General features: G+C 63.9%; 21 protein-coding genes. 17 read left to right on the forward strand and 4 right to left on the reverse strand.

Annotation, left to right across the window (positions count from 1 at the left end):
• Positions 1-19 precede the first annotated feature (19 nt).
• From FHR27_RS23325 to FHR27_RS23360, 8 genes are all read left to right on the forward strand, one after another.
• A complete protein-coding gene (locus FHR27_RS23325) occupies positions 20-817 on the forward strand; it encodes an IclR family transcriptional regulator (RefSeq protein ID WP_042552382.1) in 798 nt (265 codons plus the stop codon).
• Positions 814-1,791 carry a 2-dehydro-3-deoxygalactonokinase gene (locus FHR27_RS23330; RefSeq protein WP_179539679.1) on the forward strand — a complete coding sequence of 326 codons (978 nt, stop codon included), beginning with the start codon at positions 814-816 and terminating at the stop codon, positions 1,789-1,791. Before FHR27_RS23325 ends, FHR27_RS23330 begins: the two co-directional genes overlap by 4 nt.
• Entirely contained in the window at positions 1,784-2,407 is a 624-nt protein-coding gene (locus FHR27_RS23335; RefSeq protein ID WP_179539680.1) for a 2-dehydro-3-deoxy-6-phosphogalactonate aldolase, read from the forward strand. The genes FHR27_RS23330 and FHR27_RS23335 overlap by 8 nt, the downstream gene beginning before the upstream one ends.
• An 85-nt stretch (positions 2,408-2,492) precedes the next feature.
• Positions 2,493-3,485 carry a Bug family tripartite tricarboxylate transporter substrate binding protein gene (locus FHR27_RS23340; RefSeq protein WP_179539681.1) on the forward strand — a complete coding sequence of 331 codons (993 nt, stop codon included), beginning with the start codon at positions 2,493-2,495 and terminating at the stop codon, positions 3,483-3,485.
• 66 nt (positions 3,486-3,551) lie between these two features.
• A complete protein-coding gene (locus FHR27_RS23345; RefSeq protein ID WP_179539682.1) occupies positions 3,552-4,043 on the forward strand; it encodes a tripartite tricarboxylate transporter TctB family protein in 492 nt (163 codons plus the stop codon).
• A 2-nt stretch (positions 4,044-4,045) separates the two neighbouring features.
• Positions 4,046-5,584, forward strand: coding sequence for a tripartite tricarboxylate transporter permease (locus FHR27_RS23350; RefSeq protein ID WP_218878521.1), 1,539 nt, complete (start codon positions 4,046-4,048; stop codon positions 5,582-5,584).
• Positions 5,581-6,360: an SDR family NAD(P)-dependent oxidoreductase gene (locus FHR27_RS23355; RefSeq protein ID WP_179539683.1), complete on the forward strand. Its 780-nt coding sequence runs from the start codon at positions 5,581-5,583 to the stop codon at positions 6,358-6,360. Before FHR27_RS23350 ends, FHR27_RS23355 begins: the two co-directional genes overlap by 4 nt.
• A complete protein-coding gene (locus FHR27_RS23360) occupies positions 6,357-6,797 on the forward strand; it encodes a GlcG/HbpS family heme-binding protein (RefSeq protein WP_179539684.1) in 441 nt (146 codons plus the stop codon). Before FHR27_RS23355 ends, FHR27_RS23360 begins: the two co-directional genes overlap by 4 nt.
• Positions 6,798-6,838: 41 nt before the next feature.
• Here the strand turns inward: FHR27_RS23360 and FHR27_RS23365 are convergent, their stop codons facing one another.
• Positions 6,839-7,099, reverse strand: a complete 261-nt coding sequence (locus FHR27_RS23365; RefSeq protein WP_231570111.1) for a DUF4282 domain-containing protein — start codon at positions 7,097-7,099, stop codon at positions 6,839-6,841.
• 148 nt (positions 7,100-7,247) lie between these two features.
• Between FHR27_RS23365 and FHR27_RS23370 the strand changes: the two genes are divergently transcribed.
• Positions 7,248-7,913 carry a glutathione S-transferase family protein gene (locus tag FHR27_RS23370; RefSeq protein ID WP_179539685.1) on the forward strand — a complete coding sequence of 222 codons (666 nt, stop codon included), beginning with the start codon at positions 7,248-7,250 and terminating at the stop codon, positions 7,911-7,913.
• Here the strand turns inward: FHR27_RS23370 and FHR27_RS23375 are convergent, their stop codons facing one another.
• Genes FHR27_RS23375 through argH form a run of 3 tightly spaced genes read right to left on the reverse strand, consistent with a single transcriptional unit; the run spans position 7,914 to position 10,378 of the window.
• A complete protein-coding gene (locus tag FHR27_RS23375) occupies positions 7,914-8,393 on the reverse strand; it encodes a GNAT family N-acetyltransferase (RefSeq protein WP_179539686.1) in 480 nt (159 codons plus the stop codon).
• Between the two features lie 27 nt (positions 8,394-8,420).
• Positions 8,421-8,984, reverse strand: a complete 564-nt coding sequence (locus tag FHR27_RS23380) for an AAA family ATPase (RefSeq protein WP_179539687.1) — start codon at positions 8,982-8,984, stop codon at positions 8,421-8,423.
• Entirely contained in the window at positions 8,984-10,378 is a 1,395-nt protein-coding gene (argH, locus tag FHR27_RS23385; protein ID WP_179539688.1) for an argininosuccinate lyase, read from the reverse strand. Before argH ends, FHR27_RS23380 begins: the two co-directional genes overlap by 1 nt.
• Positions 10,379-10,595: 217 nt before the next feature.
• On the opposite strand from argH, the gene FHR27_RS23390 reads away from it, so the two are divergent.
• The 8 genes from FHR27_RS23390 (at position 10,596) to FHR27_RS26745 (ending at position 18,821) form a co-directional block, all read left to right on the forward strand.
• Positions 10,596-11,672, forward strand: a complete 1,077-nt coding sequence (locus tag FHR27_RS23390) for a sensor histidine kinase (protein WP_042552369.1) — start codon at positions 10,596-10,598, stop codon at positions 11,670-11,672.
• Positions 11,669-12,415 carry a LytR/AlgR family response regulator transcription factor gene (locus FHR27_RS23395; protein ID WP_042552368.1) on the forward strand — a complete coding sequence of 249 codons (747 nt, stop codon included), beginning with the start codon at positions 11,669-11,671 and terminating at the stop codon, positions 12,413-12,415. The genes FHR27_RS23390 and FHR27_RS23395 overlap by 4 nt, the downstream gene beginning before the upstream one ends.
• A 94-nt stretch (positions 12,416-12,509) precedes the next feature.
• On the forward strand, positions 12,510-13,448 hold the full coding sequence (hemC, locus tag FHR27_RS23400; protein ID WP_179539689.1) for a hydroxymethylbilane synthase: 939 nt from the start codon (positions 12,510-12,512) through the stop codon (positions 13,446-13,448).
• On the forward strand, positions 13,445-14,218 hold the full coding sequence (locus FHR27_RS23405) for a uroporphyrinogen-III synthase (RefSeq protein ID WP_179539690.1): 774 nt from the start codon (positions 13,445-13,447) through the stop codon (positions 14,216-14,218). Before hemC ends, FHR27_RS23405 begins: the two co-directional genes overlap by 4 nt.
• Before the next feature lie 16 nt (positions 14,219-14,234).
• On the forward strand, positions 14,235-15,380 hold the full coding sequence (locus FHR27_RS23410) for a uroporphyrinogen-III C-methyltransferase (RefSeq protein WP_042552365.1): 1,146 nt from the start codon (positions 14,235-14,237) through the stop codon (positions 15,378-15,380).
• Positions 15,377-16,651, forward strand: coding sequence for a heme biosynthesis HemY N-terminal domain-containing protein (locus FHR27_RS23415; protein ID WP_179539691.1), 1,275 nt, complete (start codon positions 15,377-15,379; stop codon positions 16,649-16,651). Before FHR27_RS23410 ends, FHR27_RS23415 begins: the two co-directional genes overlap by 4 nt.
• A gap of 326 nt (positions 16,652-16,977) precedes the next feature.
• Complete coding sequence (locus FHR27_RS23420; protein WP_042552363.1) at positions 16,978-17,439, forward strand: Rsd/AlgQ family anti-sigma factor; 462 nt, start codon at positions 16,978-16,980, stop codon at positions 17,437-17,439.
• A 158-nt stretch (positions 17,440-17,597) separates the two neighbouring features.
• Positions 17,598-18,821: an AlgP family protein gene (locus tag FHR27_RS26745; RefSeq protein WP_218878523.1), complete on the forward strand. Its 1,224-nt coding sequence runs from the start codon at positions 17,598-17,600 to the stop codon at positions 18,819-18,821.
• Positions 18,822-18,974: the final 153 nt, after the last annotated feature.

Below are 18,974 nucleotides of genomic sequence, written 5' to 3' on the forward strand. Positions count from 1 at the left end.
CCAACGCCAGGAGAGTCCCATGCCCGATAAAAACAACAATCAAGCACCCACGGGTGCCCAGGCGCTGTTCAGAGGCCTGGCCGTGATCGACGCCGTTGCCCAGGGTGCCAGCAGCCTGGTCGACATCGGCGCGACCATTGGCTGTACACGCAGCACCACCCATCGGCTGATCGCCGCGCTGGTGCAGGCCGGCTATCTGCGTGGCATTGGCGGTAGCGCCGGTGGCTACCAGCTCGGTCCCAAACTCATCGAACTCGGCTACAAGGCCCGCGCCCAGATGCCCCTGGCCAACGTTGCACGGCCCCATCTGGAAGCGCTGGCGCGGCTCACCCAGGACACCGTGCACCTGGGCGTGCGCGACGACGGTGATGTGCTGTACATCGAGAAGCTACCGAGCAGTCGCGGCCTGGAAATGCGCTCGCGAATCGGCCTGCGCATGCCGCTGGCGCTGACCGGCATCGGCAAGTCGCTGATGCTCGACCTGCCCGAGGCGCAGTGGCAGGAGCTCTACCAGCAGGGCCTGCAGCGTCGCGCCGGGCAGTCTGGGCTGCGCGAGGAATTCACGCCCTGGGACGACTTCCGCGGCCTGATGAGCGGCTATGCCGAGGGCGGTTTCAGCTTCGATCTGGAGGAGAACGAACTGGGTGTGCGTTGCGTCGCCGCCCCCGTGCGTGATGCCAGTGGGCAGATCGTTGCCGCGTTGAGTGTCGCCAGTGCCATCCCTTACATGCCGGAAGCGCGCCTGCACGAGCTGCGCCCGGACGTGATCGCCTGTGCCATCGCCATTTCCCGAGAACTGGGCTGGAGTGCCTCATGAGCGAACGCCTCGCGCCTGCGCTGATCGCCCTCGACTGGGGCACCTCATCGCTACGCGCCTATCTGCTGGGTGAAGGCGGCCGGGTGCTGGCCGCCCAGAGCCGTCCCTGGGGTATTCAGCACACGCCGGATGGCGACTTCGCCCGGGCCTATGAAGAGCTGGTCGGAGACTGGTGCCGCCAATGGCCGGGGCTGCCTGCGCTGGCATGCGGCATGATCGGCAGCCGACAGGGGTGGCGCGAGGTGCCTTACGCATTGTGCCCGGCCACTTCCAGCAATCTGGTAGATGGGCTGCTGGCTGTGGATACCGCCTATGGCCCCTTGTATCTGCTGCCGGGTGTGCTCGATGCCAGCGCACTACCCAACGTGATTCGCGGTGAAGAAACCCAAGTGTTCGGTGCTCTGCAACTGGCGCCGGAGCTGCGTGAGCATGCTCTGCTGGTGTTGCCCGGCACCCACAGTAAATGGGTGTCGGTGCGCGACGGCGCGATCAGCCACTTCACCACCCATATGACCGGCGAGCTGTTCGCCGTCTTGCGTGATCACTCGATTCTTGGTCGCCCTGCCCGTGAACAGGGGATCGAACGTAGCGACGAGGCCTTTTGCCGGGGCCTCGACGCCGCCCGGCAGAGTGCCGCCGAGGGTGTTTCCGGACGCCTGTTCAGCACCCGCAGCCTGTTGCTGACCGAGCGCCTGACGGCAGGCGAAAGCCTGGATTACCTCTCCGGGCTGTTGATCGGCGAGGAGCTGCGCAGCGTGCTCGCCAGTCTCGAGGAGCACGCCTGCCCGCCACTGGTACTGATCGGCGATGCGCACCTGTGCGAACGCTATCGCCTGGCCCTTGGGCGCTTTGGCGTGACCGCCGTACGCACCCTGGAAAACGCCGGGGTCACAGGGCTCTGGCACCTGGCCTGCGCCGCCGCGCTTGTCACCGCAACGCCCACCGCCGTTTCGAGGAGTGCTATGCATGTCTGAATCCTATCTGCAGCAATTGCCACTGATCGCCATCCTGCGTGGCGTCACGCCCGAGGAAATCGTGCCGGTCGGCCTGGCGCTGTATGACGCCGGCTTCCGGCTGATCGAGATTCCGCTCAACTCGCCCCAGCCTTTGCAGAGCATTGGCTTGCTGGCGGCCGAGCTGGGCGAACGCGCGCTGATCGGCGCCGGCACCGTACTCAGTACCGGGCAGGTCGAGGAAGTGGCCCAGGCCGGTGGCCGGCTGATCGTGTCGCCCAACTGCAACCCTGAGGTGATTCGCGCCACACGCCGCGCCGGGCTGTTCAGTTCGCCCGGGGTGGCCACGCCGAGTGAAGGTTTCGCCGCGCTGGAGGCCGGTGCTCAGGTGCTCAAGCTGTTTCCCGCCGAGCAGTTCAACCCGGCGATCGTCAAGGCCTGGCGCGCGGTGTTCTCGCGCGATATCGCCCTGCTGCCGGTCGGCGGTATCACGCCTGCCGGCATGGCGGCGTACGTGGATGCCGGTGCCAGTGGCTTCGGTCTCGGTTCGGCGCTGTACAAACCGGGCATGAGCGCTGCCGAAGTGGGCGAAAACGGCAAGGCCTTCGTGGCGGCCTGGAGGGCGACGCAACACTGAGATTCGCCGCACCCGATCAACATGACAGCCGTACTCGACAATAATAAAAGGAGAGCTCGTTATGCTCGTTAACCATGCACCTCGCATGTCACAGTCTTCCACCCTCGGCAAACTGCTGAGCCGCGCCGGCTGCAAGCTGGCTGCACTGACCCTGGCGCTGGGCCTGGCCATGCCGACGCTGGCCGCCGAATGGCCGAGCCGCCCGGTGAGCATCATCGTGCCGGCGGGTGCGGGCGGAGGCTCCGACGGCACCGCGCGAATCCTGTCCAAGTACCTCAAACAGGAACTGGGGCAGCAGTTCAACGTCATCAACCTGGGGCAGGGCGGTGGCGTGGTCGGCATCCAGAAGATCATCACCTCCAAGGCCGACGGCTACACCCTGGGCATCCTGTTCAACTATGCCCACTACAAGGAAATGGGCCAGGCCGACTTCAAGGCCAGTGACTTCACGCCCATCGGCCAGTACAACTTCGACCTGGCCGGTTTTCAGGTCAATACCGACTCTCCCTTCACCAGCCTGCGCCAGGCGCTCGACGCGCTGAAAGCCGACCCCGCCAAGTACACCATCGCCTGTGCCGGCGGTTGCGGCGGCTCCTGGCCGATGGCCGTGGCCGGGTTGCTGGATGCCTGGCAGGTCGATCTGCAGAAGATCCGCATGATTCCCGGCCAGGGCGCCGCTGCGGCAATGCAGGATCTGGCTGCCGGTGGCGTCGACTTCGTGCCGTGCTCGCTGCCGGAGGCCGATGCGCTGCTGCGTTCCAACAAGGTGCGCAGCCTTGCGGTGTTCGGTTCCGAGCGCCAGGCCGCCTACCCGGACGTGCCGACCCTGAAAGAAGAAACCGGCCTGGATCTGGAGCTGGGTTCGTTCCGCGCGCTGGTGGCACCTGCCGGCCTGCCGGACGACATCAAGGTCAGGCTCGAAGCGACCCTGGAGAAGATCTACAACGACCCCGAATGGCGCAAGGAAATGGAGGCCCGCGGCTTCCGTCCGCAGTGGCGCAATGCCGAAGCCTTCGGTGAGTACCTGGAGCAGCACACCCGTGACGTCCAGGCGCTGATCGGCAAGCTCAATCCGTAATCGTCGTACTACCCGCCTGCCGGTTTGGCAGGCGCGGTGCAGCGGCGATCATCAGGAGCGCACAGCATGAAATTCAGCGACATCGCCCTCGGGGTGCTCTTCACCCTGCTTGGGCTGGGTGTTCTGTTGCACGGTCAGCAGATGAAGGTTTCACCGTTCTTCCAATACGGTGCCGGTTTTTTCCCGTCGATCATCGGCAGCTTGCTGGCGGTCTGCGGGGTAATCCTGCTGATCAAGGGCGTGCGCCTGGCGATGGTTCAGCAGGGCGGTGGCTTCTGGCTGGTGCAGGCCGGCCCCTGGCTGCGTGATCGCGAGCGGGTGATCAACATCGTGCTGGTGCCGTTGCTGGTGATGGCGTTCATCGCTGCCATCGAACGTGTCGGCTTCCTGCTCTGTGGCGTGGTGCTGGTCGGCGTGCTGTGCCAGCGCTTCAGTGGCCGACCGCTGTTGTCGTGGGTGACGGCGGTGCTGGTCACCCTGTTCCTCTACCTGTTCTTTCAGCAGGTGATGAGCGTGCAACTGCCCATGGGCTTTCTCACCGATTACCTGGGGGGCTGAACGTGGACGCGATAATCAATGCTTTCGGCATGGTGATGACGTTCGAGGTCCTGGCGGTGATGGTGGTGGCTGCCATCTATGGTCTGTTCGTCGGCGCCATTCCCGGGCTCACCGCTACCATGGCGGTGGCGCTGATGGTGCCGGTGACCTTCTTCATGGATCCGGTGCCGGCGATTTCCGCCATCGTCACCATGGCGGCCATGGCGATCTTCGCCGGCGACCTGCCCGCGGTGTACATGCGCATGCCCGGCACGCCGGCTTCGGCGGCTTATACCGAACCCTGCTACAGCCTGGCGCAACGTGGCCTGGGCGAATATGCCCTGAGCATGAGCGCGGTCAGTTCGGCAATCGGCGGCAGCATCGGCGTACTGGCGCTGATTCTGTTTGCGCCGTTCCTGGCCGAGTTCGCCCTCAACTTCAGCTCGTTCGAATACTTCTGGCTGGCTTGCATGGGGCTGACCGCCGCCATCGCGGTGTCCGACAGCTCACCGGTCAAGGGCGCGGTCTCGCTGCTGCTGGGTTTGCTGGTGGCCAGCGTGGGGCTGGACCCGGTGTCCGGCGAGGCGCGTTTCACCTTTGGCAATGCCGACCTGCTCGGCGGCCTGGGCTTCATCCCGGTGATCATCGGCCTGTTCGCGGTGGCGGAGATTCTGCGTTTCTGCACCCGCAACAGCCGCGCTGGCAATTCCCGGCAGGCCGCGCTGGTAGCGCAGAAACCGATGCTGCTGCAGGCGCTGCGCGACATCTTCAAATACAAGGCGGGCGTCGCTCAGGGGTCGTTCGTGGGCGTACTGGTCGGCATCCTGCCGGGGGCGGGGGCCGACGTGGCCGCGTACATCTCTTACGCCATGTCCAAGCGTGCTGCGGCCAAACGCACCACGCCGGACGAGGTCAACATGGCCAAGATCGTTCCGGCTACCGCCGCCAACAACGCGGCGGTGGGTGGCAGCTTCATCCCGGCGACGGTGTTCGGCATTCCTGGCGACTCGCTTACCGCCATCGTCATCGGCGTGCTGTTCATGAAGGGGCTGAATCCGGGGCCGACGATCTTCACCGAGAACGCCGACATGATCAACGCGGTGTTCCTGGCCTTCCTGCTCGCCAACATCCTGTTGATCCCCTTCGGCTTTCTCGCCATCAAGCTGTTCAAGCGCGTGCTGCAGGTGCCGCAGAGCATCCTCATGCCGGTGATCCTGGCGTTCTCCATCGTTGGCGCCTTCGCCGTGGAAAACACCCTGTTCGCCATCGTCACCATTCTCGCCTTCGGCATCGTCGGCTTTCTGATGGAAGAGAACGGCTTTCCGCTGGCGCCGATGATTCTCGGCATCGTTCTCGGGCCGATGCTCGAGGAAACCTTCATCACTTCGATGATGCGCGCCCAGGGCGACCTGATGGTGTTCTTCGAACGCCCGGTTTCCCTGACGCTGGCCATCATCACCCTGTCGCTGTGGATGCTGCCGCTGCTGCTGCGCGTGCTCAAGCGCCGTGCCGGCGTCCCTCCGCAATCACCTGCTCACCGCAAAGAGGAATGTACCCAATGACCTTCAATGACCTGCGCGGCAAGCGCGTGCTGATCACCGGCTCCACCCTGGGCATCGGCCTGGCCACCGTCCGGGCCTTCGCCAAGCTTGGCGCCCATGTCGGCATCACCGCGCGCAATACGCCGGACAACCTCGACGCGCTGCTCAGCGAGCTGTCGGCCGACGGTGGCCAGGCCGCCTTCTTCGCCGGTGATCTCGGCAAGACCGATGCCTGCGTGGCCACCGTCGCGGCGTTCGTCGAGCGCTTCGGCGGTATCGACGTGCTGATCAACAACGCTGGCGCACTGCTGGAGCGACGAGGTTTGGAGAACATCGATGACGTCTTCTTCGACGCCATGACCGACGTCAATCTGCGTTCGGCACTGATGGTCACTCGTGAAGCCATCCCGCATCTGCGCGCCTCGGCCAGGGCCAGCGGGCAGAGCGCGGCGGTGATCACCACCGGCTCGATCGCCGCACATGGCGGCGGCGGCCCGGGCGCGAGCCTGTATGCGGCCGCCAAGGCCTGGCTGCACAACATTCAGCGCAACTGGGTGCGTGAATTCACCCCGGCCAATATCCGCTTCAACATCGTCTCGCCGGGCACCGTGGACACCGCCTTCCATGCCGACAAGGATGATGCTGCACGCGCTGCGGTGAGCACCACCATTCCCATGGGCCGTTTCGGCACTCCGGAGGAAATGGCGCCCTCGTACCTGTTTCTCGCGTCCCATGCGTGCAGTGGTTACATCACCGGTCAGGTGCTCGACGTCAACGGCGGGCAGGCGATGCCATGAATGTGCCGATCGCATTCGCCCCAGGGGTGTTGAGCTATGGCGCGCCCATCTGCCTCGCGCAGGCTCGGCAGGTTGCCGCGGCTGCGGAGCGGGAGGCGCTCGCCAACGGCTGGCCGATGGTGATTGCCGTGGCCGACAGCGGGGGGCATCTGGTGCTGCTGCACAAGCTCGATGAAGCGGCCCTGGGCAGTGTCGAGGTAGCGATCAAGAAGGCTTCCACCGCTGCGCTGTTCAAGCGCTCCACCAAGGGCTTCGAAGAGACCCTGGCGACCGGTGGTGCGGCACTGCGCCTGTTGTCGATGCACAACGCCATTCTGCTGGAGGGTGGGGTACCGCTGGTGCAGAACGGCAAGGTCATCGGTGCCATCGGCGTGTCGGGCATGCACCCGACCCAGGACGGGCAGGTGGCGCAGGCCGCAGCTGCTGCGCTGGAGTAGCAGCAGCGCCCGCGCATGCAAGGTGCGCGGGCGTAGCGGAATCAGGCGCGGTTGGCGATCTTCTGCAGGTTCTCGTGGATCTTGAACAGCACGATCATCAGCTCGCACCAGATACGCGCGCCGATGGCGCCGCCGATCAGGGTGCCGAGGCCGCCGAGGAAGCTGCCATAACCGCTGAACATCATCGTCAGGCCACTGATCGCCACGCTGAGCAGCAACAGCCAGTAGACGAAGGTGATGATTTTCGGGGTGAGCATCGCGTCGAAGAAGAACAGGTTCTTCATGGTGTAACTCCAGTCCATGGTAGGGGTTCCCGGGCGCCGAGCCCAAGGCGGCGGCAGAGTAGCAGGCCAGAGCGGTCGCAGCCAGTTGGCCTGGAGCGCTCGTGGTAAAGCGCCTGAAATGAGGTTAGCGTGCTCGTCCCGGCTGTCTATCAGAGGATACCTATCCATGCTCAGGCTCCACGGTTTCGCCGTCAGCAATTACTACAACATGGTCAAGTTCGCGCTGCTGGAGAAGGGGCTGCCCTTCGAAGAGGTGCGTGCCTACGCATCCCGTGACGAGGCCTTTCTGAGCATCAGTCCGCGCGGCAAGGTGCCGGTGTTGGAATGCGACGAGGGCTTCATCAGCGAGACCGCCGCGATTCTGGAGTACCTCGAAACCCTGGGGCAGGGCACCGCGTTGCTACCGCGGGGTGCGTTCGAGCAGGCCAGGGTGCGCGAGCTGGCCAGGCACATCGAGCTGTACATCGAGTTGCCAGCGCGATACTGCTACGCCCAGGCGTTTTTCGGTATGCAACTGGACCCGGCGATTCTCAAGAAGGGTCGCGAGGAATTGCTCGCCGGTATCGACTCGCTCAAGCGCCTGGGCAGGTTCGCGCCTTATGTGGCCGGTGAACACCTGAGCCTGGCCGACCTTTACTTCCTGTACAGCATCGACCTGGCGGCTGGGGTGGCGCACAAACTGTTCGAGATTGATCTGCTCGGCGATTTTCCCGAGGCTGGCGCACTGCTCGAACGTTTCGCCACGAACCCTCATGTCCAGCGCATAGCGGCTGACAAAGAGGCGGCGTTCGGGCCGTTCATGGCGCACATGAAGGCGCGCCTGGCCGGCTGATCAGCTGGCGGCGAAGCGGGTCAGCGCGTCTCCGGTCAGGCGGTAGCCGATCCACTCGTTCTGGGGTTTGGCGCCGATGGACTCGTAGAAGTCGATGGCCGGCTGATTCCAGTCCAGTACCGACCATTCGAAGCGACCGCAACCACGCGCCACCGCCAGCTTGGCCAGGTGGCGCAGCAGGGCCTTGCCGGCGCCGACACCACGTTGCTGCGGGGTGACGTAGAGGTCTTCCAGGTACAGGCCATGCTTGCCCAGCCAGGTCGAATAGTTGAAGAAGTACACGGCGTAACCGATAGGCTCGCCGTCCAGTTCGCAGATCAGACCATGGGCGGTGCCGCCGTCGGCGAACAGGCTGTTTTCGATACCGGCGACATCGGTCTTCACTTCATGCTCGGCCTTTTCGTAGATGGCCAGGTCGGTGATGAAACGCAGGATCAGGGCGGCGTCTTCGCGTACCGCGGGGCGAATGTTGAGTGGCATCTGGTGCTTCCGCAAGAGTGAATGGGGTTATCGAATGGGGACGTCAGCCGGCACGCTGCTCAGAAAGCGTTCGATGGCCTGGCGTGAATCCAGGCGCAGGTAACGACGATGAGCCGGGGCGTTGCGCATTTCCTCGCCGTAACGCTGGCGATAGGTCGCGTGGCGTGTCCAGGCCCAGGCGAGGATCGACTGCTCGGGCTTGAGGCTGAACAGGTTGCTCCAGCGCTCACGATTGCCGTTCCACAGGGGCTGACGCAGGGTCAGGCGTCTTAGCGTACGCGGAATCAGCTGGCGCATTACCGCCGCTCGGGGCAGGTCCAGCCAGATCACCGTGTCCGCTCGTGCCAGAATTTGTGGGCGCACGGCCGAGTAGTTGCCCTCCACGACCCAGCCGTCACCTTGCAGGGCGTCGGCTACGGCGTGCTGGAACTGTTCGGTGGGCAGCGGCTGCCAGCCGGGCTGGTGGAACAGGCCATCCAGCTCGACATGACGGTAGCCCAGGCGCTGCGCCAGGCGGCGCGATAGCGTGGTCTTGCCCGCGCCCGAACAGCCGACCACCGAAATACGTCGGCCGGGTACCCAGGCCTCCATCAGCGCGAAGCGAGCAGGGCTCTGCCGCGCTCCACAGCCAGGCGTACCTGGCGCGGTGCGGTACCGCCGATATGGTCACGGGCGTTCACCGAGCCTTCCAGGGTCAGCACGGCGAACACATCCTGTTCGATCTGATCGCTGAAACGGCGCAGTTCTTCGAGGCTCATCTCGGCCAGATCCTTGCCGCTGTCCACGCCGTACTTCACGGCATGGCCGACGATTTCGTGGCAATCGCGGAATGGCAGGCCCTTGCGCACCAGGTAGTCGGCGAGATCCGTGGCGGTGGAGAAACCACGCAGGGCCGCTTCGCGCATGATGGCGTGCTTGGGCTTGATCGCCGGAATCATGTCGGCGAAGGCACGCAGCGAATCGCGCAAGGTGTCGGCGGCGTCGAACAGCGGTTCCTTGTCTTCCTGATTGTCCTTGTTGTAGGCCAGCGGCTGGCCTTTCATCAGGGTCAACAGGCCGGTCAGGGCGCCGAATACGCGGCCGGTCTTGCCACGCACCAGCTCGGGAACGTCCGGATTCTTCTTCTGCGGCATGATCGAGGAGCCGGTACAGAAGCGATCCGGCAGATCGATGAACTGGAACTGGGCACTGGTCCACAGCACCAGCTCCTCCGAGAAGCGCGACAGGTGCATCATCGCCACGGACGCGGCCGCACAGAATTCGATGGCGAAGTCACGATCCGACACGCCGTCCAGCGAGTTGCCGCCCACGGCGTCGAAGCCGAGCAGTTCGGCGGTTACTTCACGCTGGATCGGGTAGGTGGTGCCCGCCAGTGCGGCGCTGCCCAGGGGCATGCGGTTGGTGCGCTTGCGGCAATCGACCAGGCGCTCGTGATCGCGGCTGAGCATTTCGAACCAGGCCAGCAGGTGGTGGCCGAAAGTCACGGGCTGAGCGGTCTGCAAATGGGTGAAGCCAGGCATGATGGTCTCGGCTTCACGCTCGGCCTGCTCCAGCAGGCCCTGCTGCAGGCGGGTGATTTCAGCGAGGATCAGGTCGATCTCGTCACGCAGCCACAGGCGGATATCGGTGGCCACCTGATCGTTGCGCGAACGGCCGGTGTGCAGCTTCTTGCCGGTCACGCCGATACGGTCGGTCAGGCGCGCCTCGATGTTCATGTGCACGTCTTCCAGGTCGACGCGCCAGTCGAACTGGCCGGCCTCGATTTCGCCCTGGATCTGGGTAAGGCCTTCGATGATCGCGTCGCGCTCGGCGTCGGTCAGTACGCCCGCCTTGGCCAGCATGGTGGCGTGGGCGATGGAGCCCATGATGTCGTGGCGATACAGGCGCTTGTCGAATTCCACCGAGGCGGTGAAACGGGCTACGAAGGCGTCGACGGGCTCGCTGAAGCGGCCGCCCCAGGACTGATTGGTTTTTTCGTTGCTCATGGTCTGACTCGGCTGTATGCAGGTGCGGACGGGCCGGAAGTTTCCGGCACGACGGAAAAGTCCGCTGATGATAACAGACACGTCGGCCTGCGCAGCGGGCTGCTCGAGTGTCGTCTGGATCACATTTTCTCCCGCCAGCAGGCATTTCGGTGGGTTATTTCGCCCGCTTGCGATGGGCTCTCTTGCCCGCTTCGAAGCGCGCGCGGAAACTGCGCCGATGGATAAGAATCTGAACATCTCGAAACCCGCGGGGCCCAACGATTTCTTCGTGCCGGAGCTGTGTCAGCCCGAGGCGCTGCTCACCACCGTGCTGCTCGCCGAACTGCTGGTGCTGGTGCTGGTACTCGCCGAGCCGATGCTGCCCGGTTTCGACTGGGGCCGCCTGGCGCTGACTTCGCTGTTCGTGCAGTGGATCGTGCTGCTGTCATCGGCGCTGCTGTGCCGCTTGCGGCCGCTGCTCGCGCGCTTGCAGGCCATGTGGGCAGGGGCGGCCTGCTGCGCCCTGGTCATCGGCCTGACGCTCGGCTGCACGGCGGTAGCCGATTATTACGACCTCGGTGGTCCGTTGCCCCATGACGGCGAAGTGAACCTGTACCTGCGCCATGCCCTGATCAGCATGATCATGTCGGCGTTGCTGCTGCGTTATTTCTATCTGCAGAGCCAGTGGCGACGTCAGGAGCAGGCCGAACTGCGCGCCCGCATCGAATCGTTGCAGGCGAGGATCCGTCCGCATTTCCTGTTCAACAGTTTGAACAGCATCGCAAGCCTGGTTGTCACAGACTCTGTCAGGGCGGAACAGGCCGTGCTGGATCTTTCCGACCTGTTCCGGGCTAGCCTGGCCAGGCCCGGTACCCTCGTAAGCTGGAGTGAGGAACTGGAGCTGGCGCAGAGATACCTGTCGATCGAGCACTACCGGCTCGGCGAGCGACTACAGTTGCAGTGGGAGGTGGATGATGTCCCCGCTGATTTACCCATTCCTCAGCTGACCCTGCAGCCGCTGCTGGAGAATGCATTGATCTACGGTATCCAGCCACGTATCGAAGGGGGACTGGTGCAGATCTCAGCCAATTACATCGATGGTGTGTTCCATCTCAGCGTCAGCAATCCATACGAGGACGGCGGCAAGCCTCTGGCTTCGCGCGGAACCCAACAGGCGCTGGCCAATATCGACGCGCGTCTTGCGGCACTTTTCGGTCCGCAGGCCAGTCTCAGCGTGGAGCGTCGTGATGGCCGTCACTACACCCGTCTTCGCTACCCATGCGCAAGACTCATGCAGGAAGCCAGATCATTATGAATGTCTTGATCGTCGATGACGAACCCCTTGCCCGAGAGCGCTTGAGCCGTATGGTTGCCGCGCTGGAGGGTTATCGTGTTGTCGAGCCCTCTGCGAGCAACGGTGAAGAGGCACTGGCTCTGGTCGAGAGTCTCAAGCCCGACGTGGTGTTGCTCGATATCCGCATGCCCGGCCTCGACGGCCTGCAGGCCGCTGCCCGCCTGTGTGAGCGCGAGGCGCCACCTGCGGTGATCTTCTGTACGGCTCATGACGAGTTCGCCGTGGAGGCGTTCCAGGTCAGCGCCGTGGGCTATCTGGTCAAGCCCGTGCGCCCCGAACTTCTCGAGGACGCGTTGAGAAAGGCCGAGCGCCTGAACCGTGTCCAACTCGCTGCGTTGACCCGCCCTGCCGCAGAAAGCGGCGTCGGTCCGCGCAGTCACATCAGTGCGCGTACTCGCAAGGGTATCGAGCTGATCCCCTTGGATCAGGTCATCTACTTCATCGCCGACCACAAGTACGTGACCTTGCGTCACGAAGGGGGCGAGGTCTTGCTGGACGAGCCGCTGAAGGCGCTGGAAGACGAATTCGGCGATCGTTTCGTGCGTATTCACCGCAATGCGCTGGTGTCGCGTGAGCGCATCGAGCGCTTGCAGCGCACGCCGCTGGGGCATTTTCAGCTCTATCTGAAAGGGCTCAATGGTGATGCGCTGGTGGTCAGTCGTCGTCACGTGGCGGGTGTGCGCAAGATGATGAATCACATCTAGGGCGCGCACCGGGGCGACGGGTCGCACCTGGCTTCGGGCTGGCGACCCGCGAGCCTGTTATCATCGGTGGCAATCGTTTTTCTGGAATTGCCCCATGCCCCGCGAGATTCGCATCGCTACCCGCAAGAGTGCCCTGGCCCTTTGGCAGGCTGAATACGTCAAGGCTCGTCTCGAACAGGCCCACCCAGGGTTGCTGGTGAGCCTGGTGCCGATGGTCAGCCGGGGTGACAAACTGCTCGATGCACCGCTCGCGAAGATTGGTGGCAAGGGGCTGTTCGTCAAGGAGCTGGAGACCGCGCTGCTGGAGGACCAGGCCGATATCGCCGTGCATTCGATGAAGGATGTGCCGATGGACTTTCCCGAGGGCCTCGGGCTGTATTGCATCTGCGAGCGCGAAGACCCGCGCGATGCCTTCGTCTCCAACCACTTCGACAGCCTCGACGCATTGCCCCAGGGCAGCGTGGTCGGCACGTCGAGCCTGCGTCGTCAGGCGCAGTTGCTGGCGCGTCGGCCCGATCTGAAAATCCAGTTTCTGCGTGGCAACGTCAACACCCGCCTGGCCAAGCTGGATGCCGGTGAGTACGACGCCATCATCCTCGCCGCTGCCGGCCTGATTCGCTTGGGTTTCGAGGCACGTATTCGCGATTCCATCGCCATCGAGCACAGCCTGCCTGCTGGTGGTCAAGGTGCGGTCGGTATCGAATGCCGGGTTGGTGATGCCGAGCTGCAAGCCCTGCTGGCCCCGCTCAATCACGTCGAGACCGCGCTGCGAGTCACTGCCGAACGGGCCATGAACAAGCGCCTCAATGGCGGCTGCCAGGTGCCTATCGCCTGCTACGCGATTCTTGAAGGCGAGCAACTGTGGCTGCGCGGTTTGGTCGGCGAGCCGGATGGCAGCAGTTTGCTGCGTGCCGAGCAGCGCGGTGGCGCAGAGGATGCCGAGCGCCTGGGCATCGAGGTAGCCGAAGCGCTCCTTGCCCTGGGGGCTGGCGAAATTCTGCAGGCCATTTACGGCGAGGCTGCTGGCGAGTGAGCGGCTGGCGTCTGCTGCTGACGCGCCCTGAGCAGGAATGTCAGGCGCTCGCTAAGGCGCTCGCCAGTGAGGGCGTCCATGGCGCCTGTCTGCCGCTGCTGAATATCGAGGCGCTGCCGGAGACCCCGGAGCAGAGTGCGCTCATCTGTGACCTGCACCGCTACACTGCGGTCATCGTGGTGAGCAAGCCGGCTGCCCGCTTCGGTCTCGACCTGCTCGATCGCTACTGGCCGCAACCGCTGGCCGATCAGCCCTGGTTCAGCGTGGGAGCGGGAACCGGACAGATTCTCGCCGACTACGGGCTACCGGTAACCTGGCCCGGTGATGGTGATGACAGCGAGGCCCTGCTGGCCTTGCCCGAGCTGCGGGCCGCGCTGCAGTATGCACTGTTTCCTCGGGTATTGATCATTCGTGGCGAGGATGGGCGCACCCTGCTAGCCGAGCAATTGCGGGCTCAGGGCGTCGAGGTCGATTACCTGCCGGTCTATCGGCGAGTGTTGCCGGGTTATCCTGTTGGCACCCTGCAGCGGCTATTTCAGGTGGAACGCTTGAATGGCGTGGCGGTCAGCAGTGGGCAGGGCCTGATGCATCTGCGCCAGCTGGCGGCGGATGACTGGCCGCAGCTGGCGCAACTACCCGTGTTCGTACCCAGTCCGCGAGTCGCCGTCATGGCCCGTGAATTGGGTGCGTCGAATGTTGTGGATTGCCGTGGTGCTGATACCGCGGCGTTGTTGGCGGCCTTGCGTGCGCAGGCTTCGCCCGACTTGTGAAGCAAAGGATGGATACGTGAGCGAAGCGACTACCCCGAAAGAGCAGGAGCAGCCTGCACAACCCGCCCTCGAATCTTCTCCGGCTGCCGGCGAAGCCAGGCCCGCCTCGCGGGGCTCTGCGCTGGCCGCGGTGGCCCTGCTGGTCGGCGCGATAGGCGTTGGTGTCGGTGGCTGGAGTGTCTGGCAACTGCGCGCCTTGCAGACCGACGCCCAGCAACAGTCGGGGCAGCTCGAAGAAGCTCGCAGCCAGACCCAGGCGCTGTCGCAACGTACCAATAGCCTGGACAACCGTTTCGGGCAGTTGCCGACCGTCGAGGAGCTCGAAGAGCGCCGTCGCCTGGTGGCCCAGTTGCAGGGCGATCAGCAATTGCTCAATCAGCGCCTGGAAACCGTGCTGGGCGCCAGCCGCCAGGATTGGCGCCTGGCCGAGGCCGAACATCTGCTGCGTCTCGCCAGTCTGCGCTTGTCCGCTTTGCAGGACACCAACAGCGCGACAGCGCTGGTACAGGCGGCCGACGAGATCCTTCGCGATCAGGATGACCCGGCGGCATTCGCAGCCCGAGAGCAACTGGCCAGGAGCCTCGAAGCCCTGCGTTCGACCGATAACCCTGATCGCACCGGCTTGTTCCTGCAACTGGGCGCTCTCCGCGAGCAGGCATCGCAACTGAACTCGCTGAATCCGAAATTCGTGGCCGATGGTGGTGTGCTCGGCGAGCTGGCTGCAGACAGCGAGCCAGGCACTTGGTGGAGTCACGGTCTGCAGACGTTGTCGCAGTACTTCCGTCTCGATTTCAATGCCGATCAGAACATCCGCCCGCTGCTCGCCGGGCAAAGCCTGACCCAGGTACGCCTGGCGCTGAGTCTTGCGCTCGAGCAGGCGCAATGGGCCGCGCTGCATGGCGAGACCCAGGTCTATCGTCAGGCGCTGCAGCAGGCTGGCGAGGTACTGGACGCCAACTTCAATCGTGACAATCCCGACAGCCGCGCCTTGCGCACGCGGGTGGGCGAGCTGGTCGACAAACCCGTCGAAGTCGAGGTGCCCGAGCTGACTCAATCCCTCAATGCGGTGCAGGCCTACATCGAGCACAAGCAATCGGCCCGTGAGCGTCTCAAGGACGCCCCCACCGATGAGGCAACTGGCAACGAGGAGGGGCGCCCATGAAGCGCGTTTACCTGCTGCTGCTCGCCCTGGTGGTGATCGGTGGTCTGGCGCTGCTTGGCCTGGCCATTTCCGAACACAAGGGCTATGTGCTTTTTGCCTACCAGGGCTTCCGCTACGAGTCGACGCTGTGGGCGTTCGTGCTGCTGATCGTGGCGGTATGGCTGACGCTGTGGCTGCTGCGCCTGGTCGTGCGGGCGCTGTTGACCTCGCTTGGGCTGGTCAATCCCTGGTCACGCCTGCACCGTGAACGCCGTGTGCGCAGTGCCTCGGAACATGGCTTTCAGGAACTGATCGAGGGCCGCTGGGCCAAGGCCCAGACGCATCTGAGCCGCATTGCCCGCAATGAGCCGCGTCCGTTGATTCACTACCTGGGGGCTGCCCGTGCCGCCAACAATCTCGAGCACTACGAGGAAAGTGATGCGCTGCTGGCCGAGGCGCTGGAGCGTCAGCCGAATGCCGAACTGGCCATCGCCCTGACCCATGCCGAGCTGCAGCTGGCGCGTGGGCAAGTGGAGACTGCCCAGGAAACACTGCAAGTGATGCAGGAACGTCATCCGCGAAACCCGCAGGTGCTACGCCAATTGCAGGATCTGTACGTGATGCGCGGCGACTGGCAGGCACTGCTCAAACTGCTGCCGGTGTTGCGCAAGGAGAAGGCGCTGGCGCCTGCCGAGTTGATGATGCTTGAGCGTCGTGCCTGGCGCGAATACCTCACCGGCATAGACCTGAACGCTGCCGATGAAGGCGCGCTGCCCTCTCTGGCCCAGGCCTGGGAACGGCTGTCACCCAACCTGCGCGGCGAACCCGAACTGCTGGCCGTGTATGCCGATCGTCTGCGTGTGCTGGGGGGAGAGCCCGGTGCCGAGGAGTTGCTCAACAAGGCACTGAATCGCGAATACGACAGTCGCCTGGCACGCCTCTACGGACTGCTGCATGGGCGCGATCCGGCCCGCCAACTGCAAGCCGCCGAAGGCTGGCTGAAGCAGCACCCCAATGATGCCGGATTGCTGCTCACCCTTGGCCGCCTGAGCCTGCATAACCAGCTGTGGGGCAAGGCCCGCGACTACTTCGAGAGTAGCCTGACTCTGGAGCGGCATCCGGAAACCTGTGCCGAGCTCGCACGACTGCTCGCGCAACTGGGTGAAGTGGAACGCAGTAACCGCTTGTTTCAGGAAGGCCTCGGCCTGCTCGATCACCGCCTCAGTGGGCAGGCTGTCGGTGTTCCCGCCGTCGCTGCCGCCGAGCCACAGGCCGTGCGCCCTGCAAGCTGAACCGTGAAGACGCGCGCCGGCCCCGCTCCGGCGTTTATGACGAAGCGTCTTGAAGCCTTGGGTGAGGGGGCATACCCTGAGCGAAATGAGTGTTCGGACTGCAATACGAATCATGCTAGTGTCCGGACTCGGCTGCACGTTCAGGGATCAGGCGTGACGCTTTCGTCGTTGTCGGTGCACGAGCATGGCTCACACCAGAGCGGCAGCAGGTGAATGCTGTCGATAGGGCGATCAGCCAACTTCCGATTCGGGGCTCCGACGATTTGCTGAACGATAGTCGTTGCCCGGATGCCTACAGGAAATACCGATAAGGGAGGGAGATCACCATGCTCGAGAGTTGCCAGAATGCACAGGAGCGGTGGGGTGGCGTACACCTGTTGATCGATCGCTGGTTGCAGGAGCGCGCTGAACTGATCAAGGCTTATGCGGCCATCGATGATGTCAGCGACAAGGTGGTGATGCAGCGTTTCTGCGAGATCCTCGTCGACTACGTTTCTGCCGGGCATTTCGAGGTCTACCAGCAGCTTACCGAAGAGGCCCGAGCATTCGGTGACCAGCGCGGTCTCGAGCTGGCCAAGCAGATCTACCCGCGCCTCGAAGTGATCACCGAAGCCGCACTGGCGTTCAATGATCGCTGTGATGAAGGTGATTGTGGCGATGTCGAGGCGGTCAGTGCCGAACTCAAACGCCTCGGGCAGATGCTGCATGAGCGCTTCGAACTCGAAGACTGTCTGATCGAAGTGCTGCACACCGCTCACCAGCAGCAGGCCACCGCCGCCGCTGTATGACGCTCAACGCCGCGCGAGTTCGCGGCGTTTCAGCCTCCTCCGAGTCCGTGTGCGGATGCCCGCTCCGGTTGCTGTACGCATGTGCTTGCAAAGCACCTCTAGCGGGCGCAAATTCACAGGTCTAGTATGGCTTCATCTCATCCGCCAGGAGGCGCGTCATGTCGGCCACGAAAAACGTGAAAAAGAAATCGGTCACCACTCCGCTGCACCTGCTTCAACAGCTTTCCGGAAGTTTGCTCGAGCATCTCGAAAGTGCCTGCTCGCAAGCTTTGGTCGACGCTGAAAAAGTGCTCGCCAAGCTGGAGAAGCAACGCGGTGCTGCACAGGAAAAACTGCACAAGGCTCGCGGCAAACTGCAGGCCTCCGTTGCTGCAGGCAAAGCCAAGGCTCAGTCCAAGGCCAAGTCCGCTGTCAGCGAGCTGGAAGGCGTACTGGACGGCCTGCAGGCCCGTCAGAGCGAAACCCGTCAGTACATCGTGCAGCTCAAGCGTGATGCTCAGGAAAGCCTGAAGCTGGCCCAGGGCGTCGGCAAGGTCCGTGAAGCTGCCAGCAAGGTTCTGGCCACTCGCAGCAAGACCCCGGCCAAAGTTGCCGCTGTCAAGCCGGCTTCCAAAGCCGCCGCTAAGCCAACTGTTGCCAAGCCAGCTGCCAAGGCCGCTGCGAAACCTGCCGCTGCCAAAGCCGTCGCTAAACCCGCTGCCACCAAGCCTGCTGCCAAAGCCGCCGCGAAACCTGCTGCCGCCAAGCCAGCCGCTAAAGCTACTGCGAAACCTGCTGCTGCCAAGCCAGTCGCTAAAGCTGCTGCGAAACCTGCTGCCGCCAAGCCAGCCGCTAAAGCTACTGCGAAACCTGCTGCTGCCAAGCCAGTCGCTAAAGCTGCTGCGAAACCTGCTGCCGCCAAGCCAGCCGCTAAAGCTGCTGCAAAACCTGCTGCCGCCAAGCCAGCCGCTAAAGCTGCTGCGAAACCTGCTGCTGCCAAGCCAGCCGCTAAAGCTGCTGCGAAACCTGCTGCTGCCAAGCCAGCCGCTAAAGCCGCTGCAAAACCTGCTGCCGCCAAGCCAGTTGCTAGCACCGCTGCGAAACCTGTTGCTGCCAAGCCGGCTGCTAAAGCCGCTGCAAAACCTGCTGTAGCCAAGCCGGCTGCAAAACCAGCCGCCAAGCCAGTTGCAAAACCTGCACCAGCAGCCAAGCCTGCACCTGTTGCCAAACCGGCTGCCAAAGCACCGGCGAAACCGGCAGTGGCCAAACCCGCGCCCAAGCCGGCCGTCACTGACAAACCGGCTGCTGCAGCCCCTGCTGCAGGCAAGCCTGCCAGCGAGAGCCCGGTTCCAGCGCCGGCAGCGAGCAATGCCAATGGTGTAACCCCGCCTAGCGCCAGCTGATTCAGCTGCCTGAAAGCCTGCGAGCGCTCCCTCTCTGAGCGTTCGCGGGCTGTCTCCCGCGAGTGCACGGCTCGCATCGATTCACTGTCGCACCCCTTGTCTTGCCTCCCTGCTTTCGACACCTCTCAGCCGCGCCTGCCGGTTGCGAACGTT

Source organism: Pseudomonas flavescens (genome assembly GCF_013408425.1).
Lineage (GTDB): Bacteria > Pseudomonadota > Gammaproteobacteria > Pseudomonadales > Pseudomonadaceae > Aquipseudomonas > Aquipseudomonas fulva_A.

Bases quoted from the DNA above. Each gene is read 5' to 3' on its own strand.
- FHR27_RS23325 (WP_042552382.1), top strand. From the start codon at position 20: ATGCCCGATAAAAACAACAATCAAGCACCCACGGGTGCCCAGGCGCTG.
- FHR27_RS23330 (WP_179539679.1), top strand. From the start codon at position 814: ATGAGCGAACGCCTCGCGCCTGCGCTGATCGCCCTCGACTGGGGCACC.
- FHR27_RS23335 (WP_179539680.1), top strand. From the start codon at position 1,784: ATGTCTGAATCCTATCTGCAGCAATTGCCACTGATCGCCATCCTGCGT.
- FHR27_RS23340 (WP_179539681.1), top strand. From the start codon at position 2,493: ATGTCACAGTCTTCCACCCTCGGCAAACTGCTGAGCCGCGCCGGCTGC.
- FHR27_RS23345 (WP_179539682.1), top strand. From the start codon at position 3,552: ATGAAATTCAGCGACATCGCCCTCGGGGTGCTCTTCACCCTGCTTGGG.
- FHR27_RS23355 (WP_179539683.1), top strand. From the start codon at position 5,581: ATGACCTTCAATGACCTGCGCGGCAAGCGCGTGCTGATCACCGGCTCC.
- FHR27_RS23360 (WP_179539684.1), top strand. From the start codon at position 6,357: ATGAATGTGCCGATCGCATTCGCCCCAGGGGTGTTGAGCTATGGCGCG.
- FHR27_RS23365 (WP_231570111.1), bottom strand. From the start codon at position 7,099: ATGGACTGGAGTTACACCATGAAGAACCTGTTCTTCTTCGACGCGATG.
- FHR27_RS23370 (WP_179539685.1), top strand. From the start codon at position 7,248: ATGCTCAGGCTCCACGGTTTCGCCGTCAGCAATTACTACAACATGGTC.
- FHR27_RS23375 (WP_179539686.1), bottom strand. From the start codon at position 8,393: ATGCCACTCAACATTCGCCCCGCGGTACGCGAAGACGCCGCCCTGATC.
- FHR27_RS23380 (WP_179539687.1), bottom strand. From the start codon at position 8,984: ATGGAGGCCTGGGTACCCGGCCGACGTATTTCGGTGGTCGGCTGTTCG.
- argH (WP_179539688.1), bottom strand. From the start codon at position 10,378: ATGAGCAACGAAAAAACCAATCAGTCCTGGGGCGGCCGCTTCAGCGAG.
- FHR27_RS23390 (WP_042552369.1), top strand. From the start codon at position 10,596: ATGGATAAGAATCTGAACATCTCGAAACCCGCGGGGCCCAACGATTTC.
- FHR27_RS23395 (WP_042552368.1), top strand. From the start codon at position 11,669: ATGAATGTCTTGATCGTCGATGACGAACCCCTTGCCCGAGAGCGCTTG.
- hemC (WP_179539689.1), top strand. From the start codon at position 12,510: ATGCCCCGCGAGATTCGCATCGCTACCCGCAAGAGTGCCCTGGCCCTT.
- FHR27_RS23415 (WP_179539691.1), top strand. From the start codon at position 15,377: ATGAAGCGCGTTTACCTGCTGCTGCTCGCCCTGGTGGTGATCGGTGGT.
- FHR27_RS23420 (WP_042552363.1), top strand. From the start codon at position 16,978: ATGCTCGAGAGTTGCCAGAATGCACAGGAGCGGTGGGGTGGCGTACAC.
- FHR27_RS26745 (WP_218878523.1), top strand. From the start codon at position 17,598: ATGTCGGCCACGAAAAACGTGAAAAAGAAATCGGTCACCACTCCGCTG.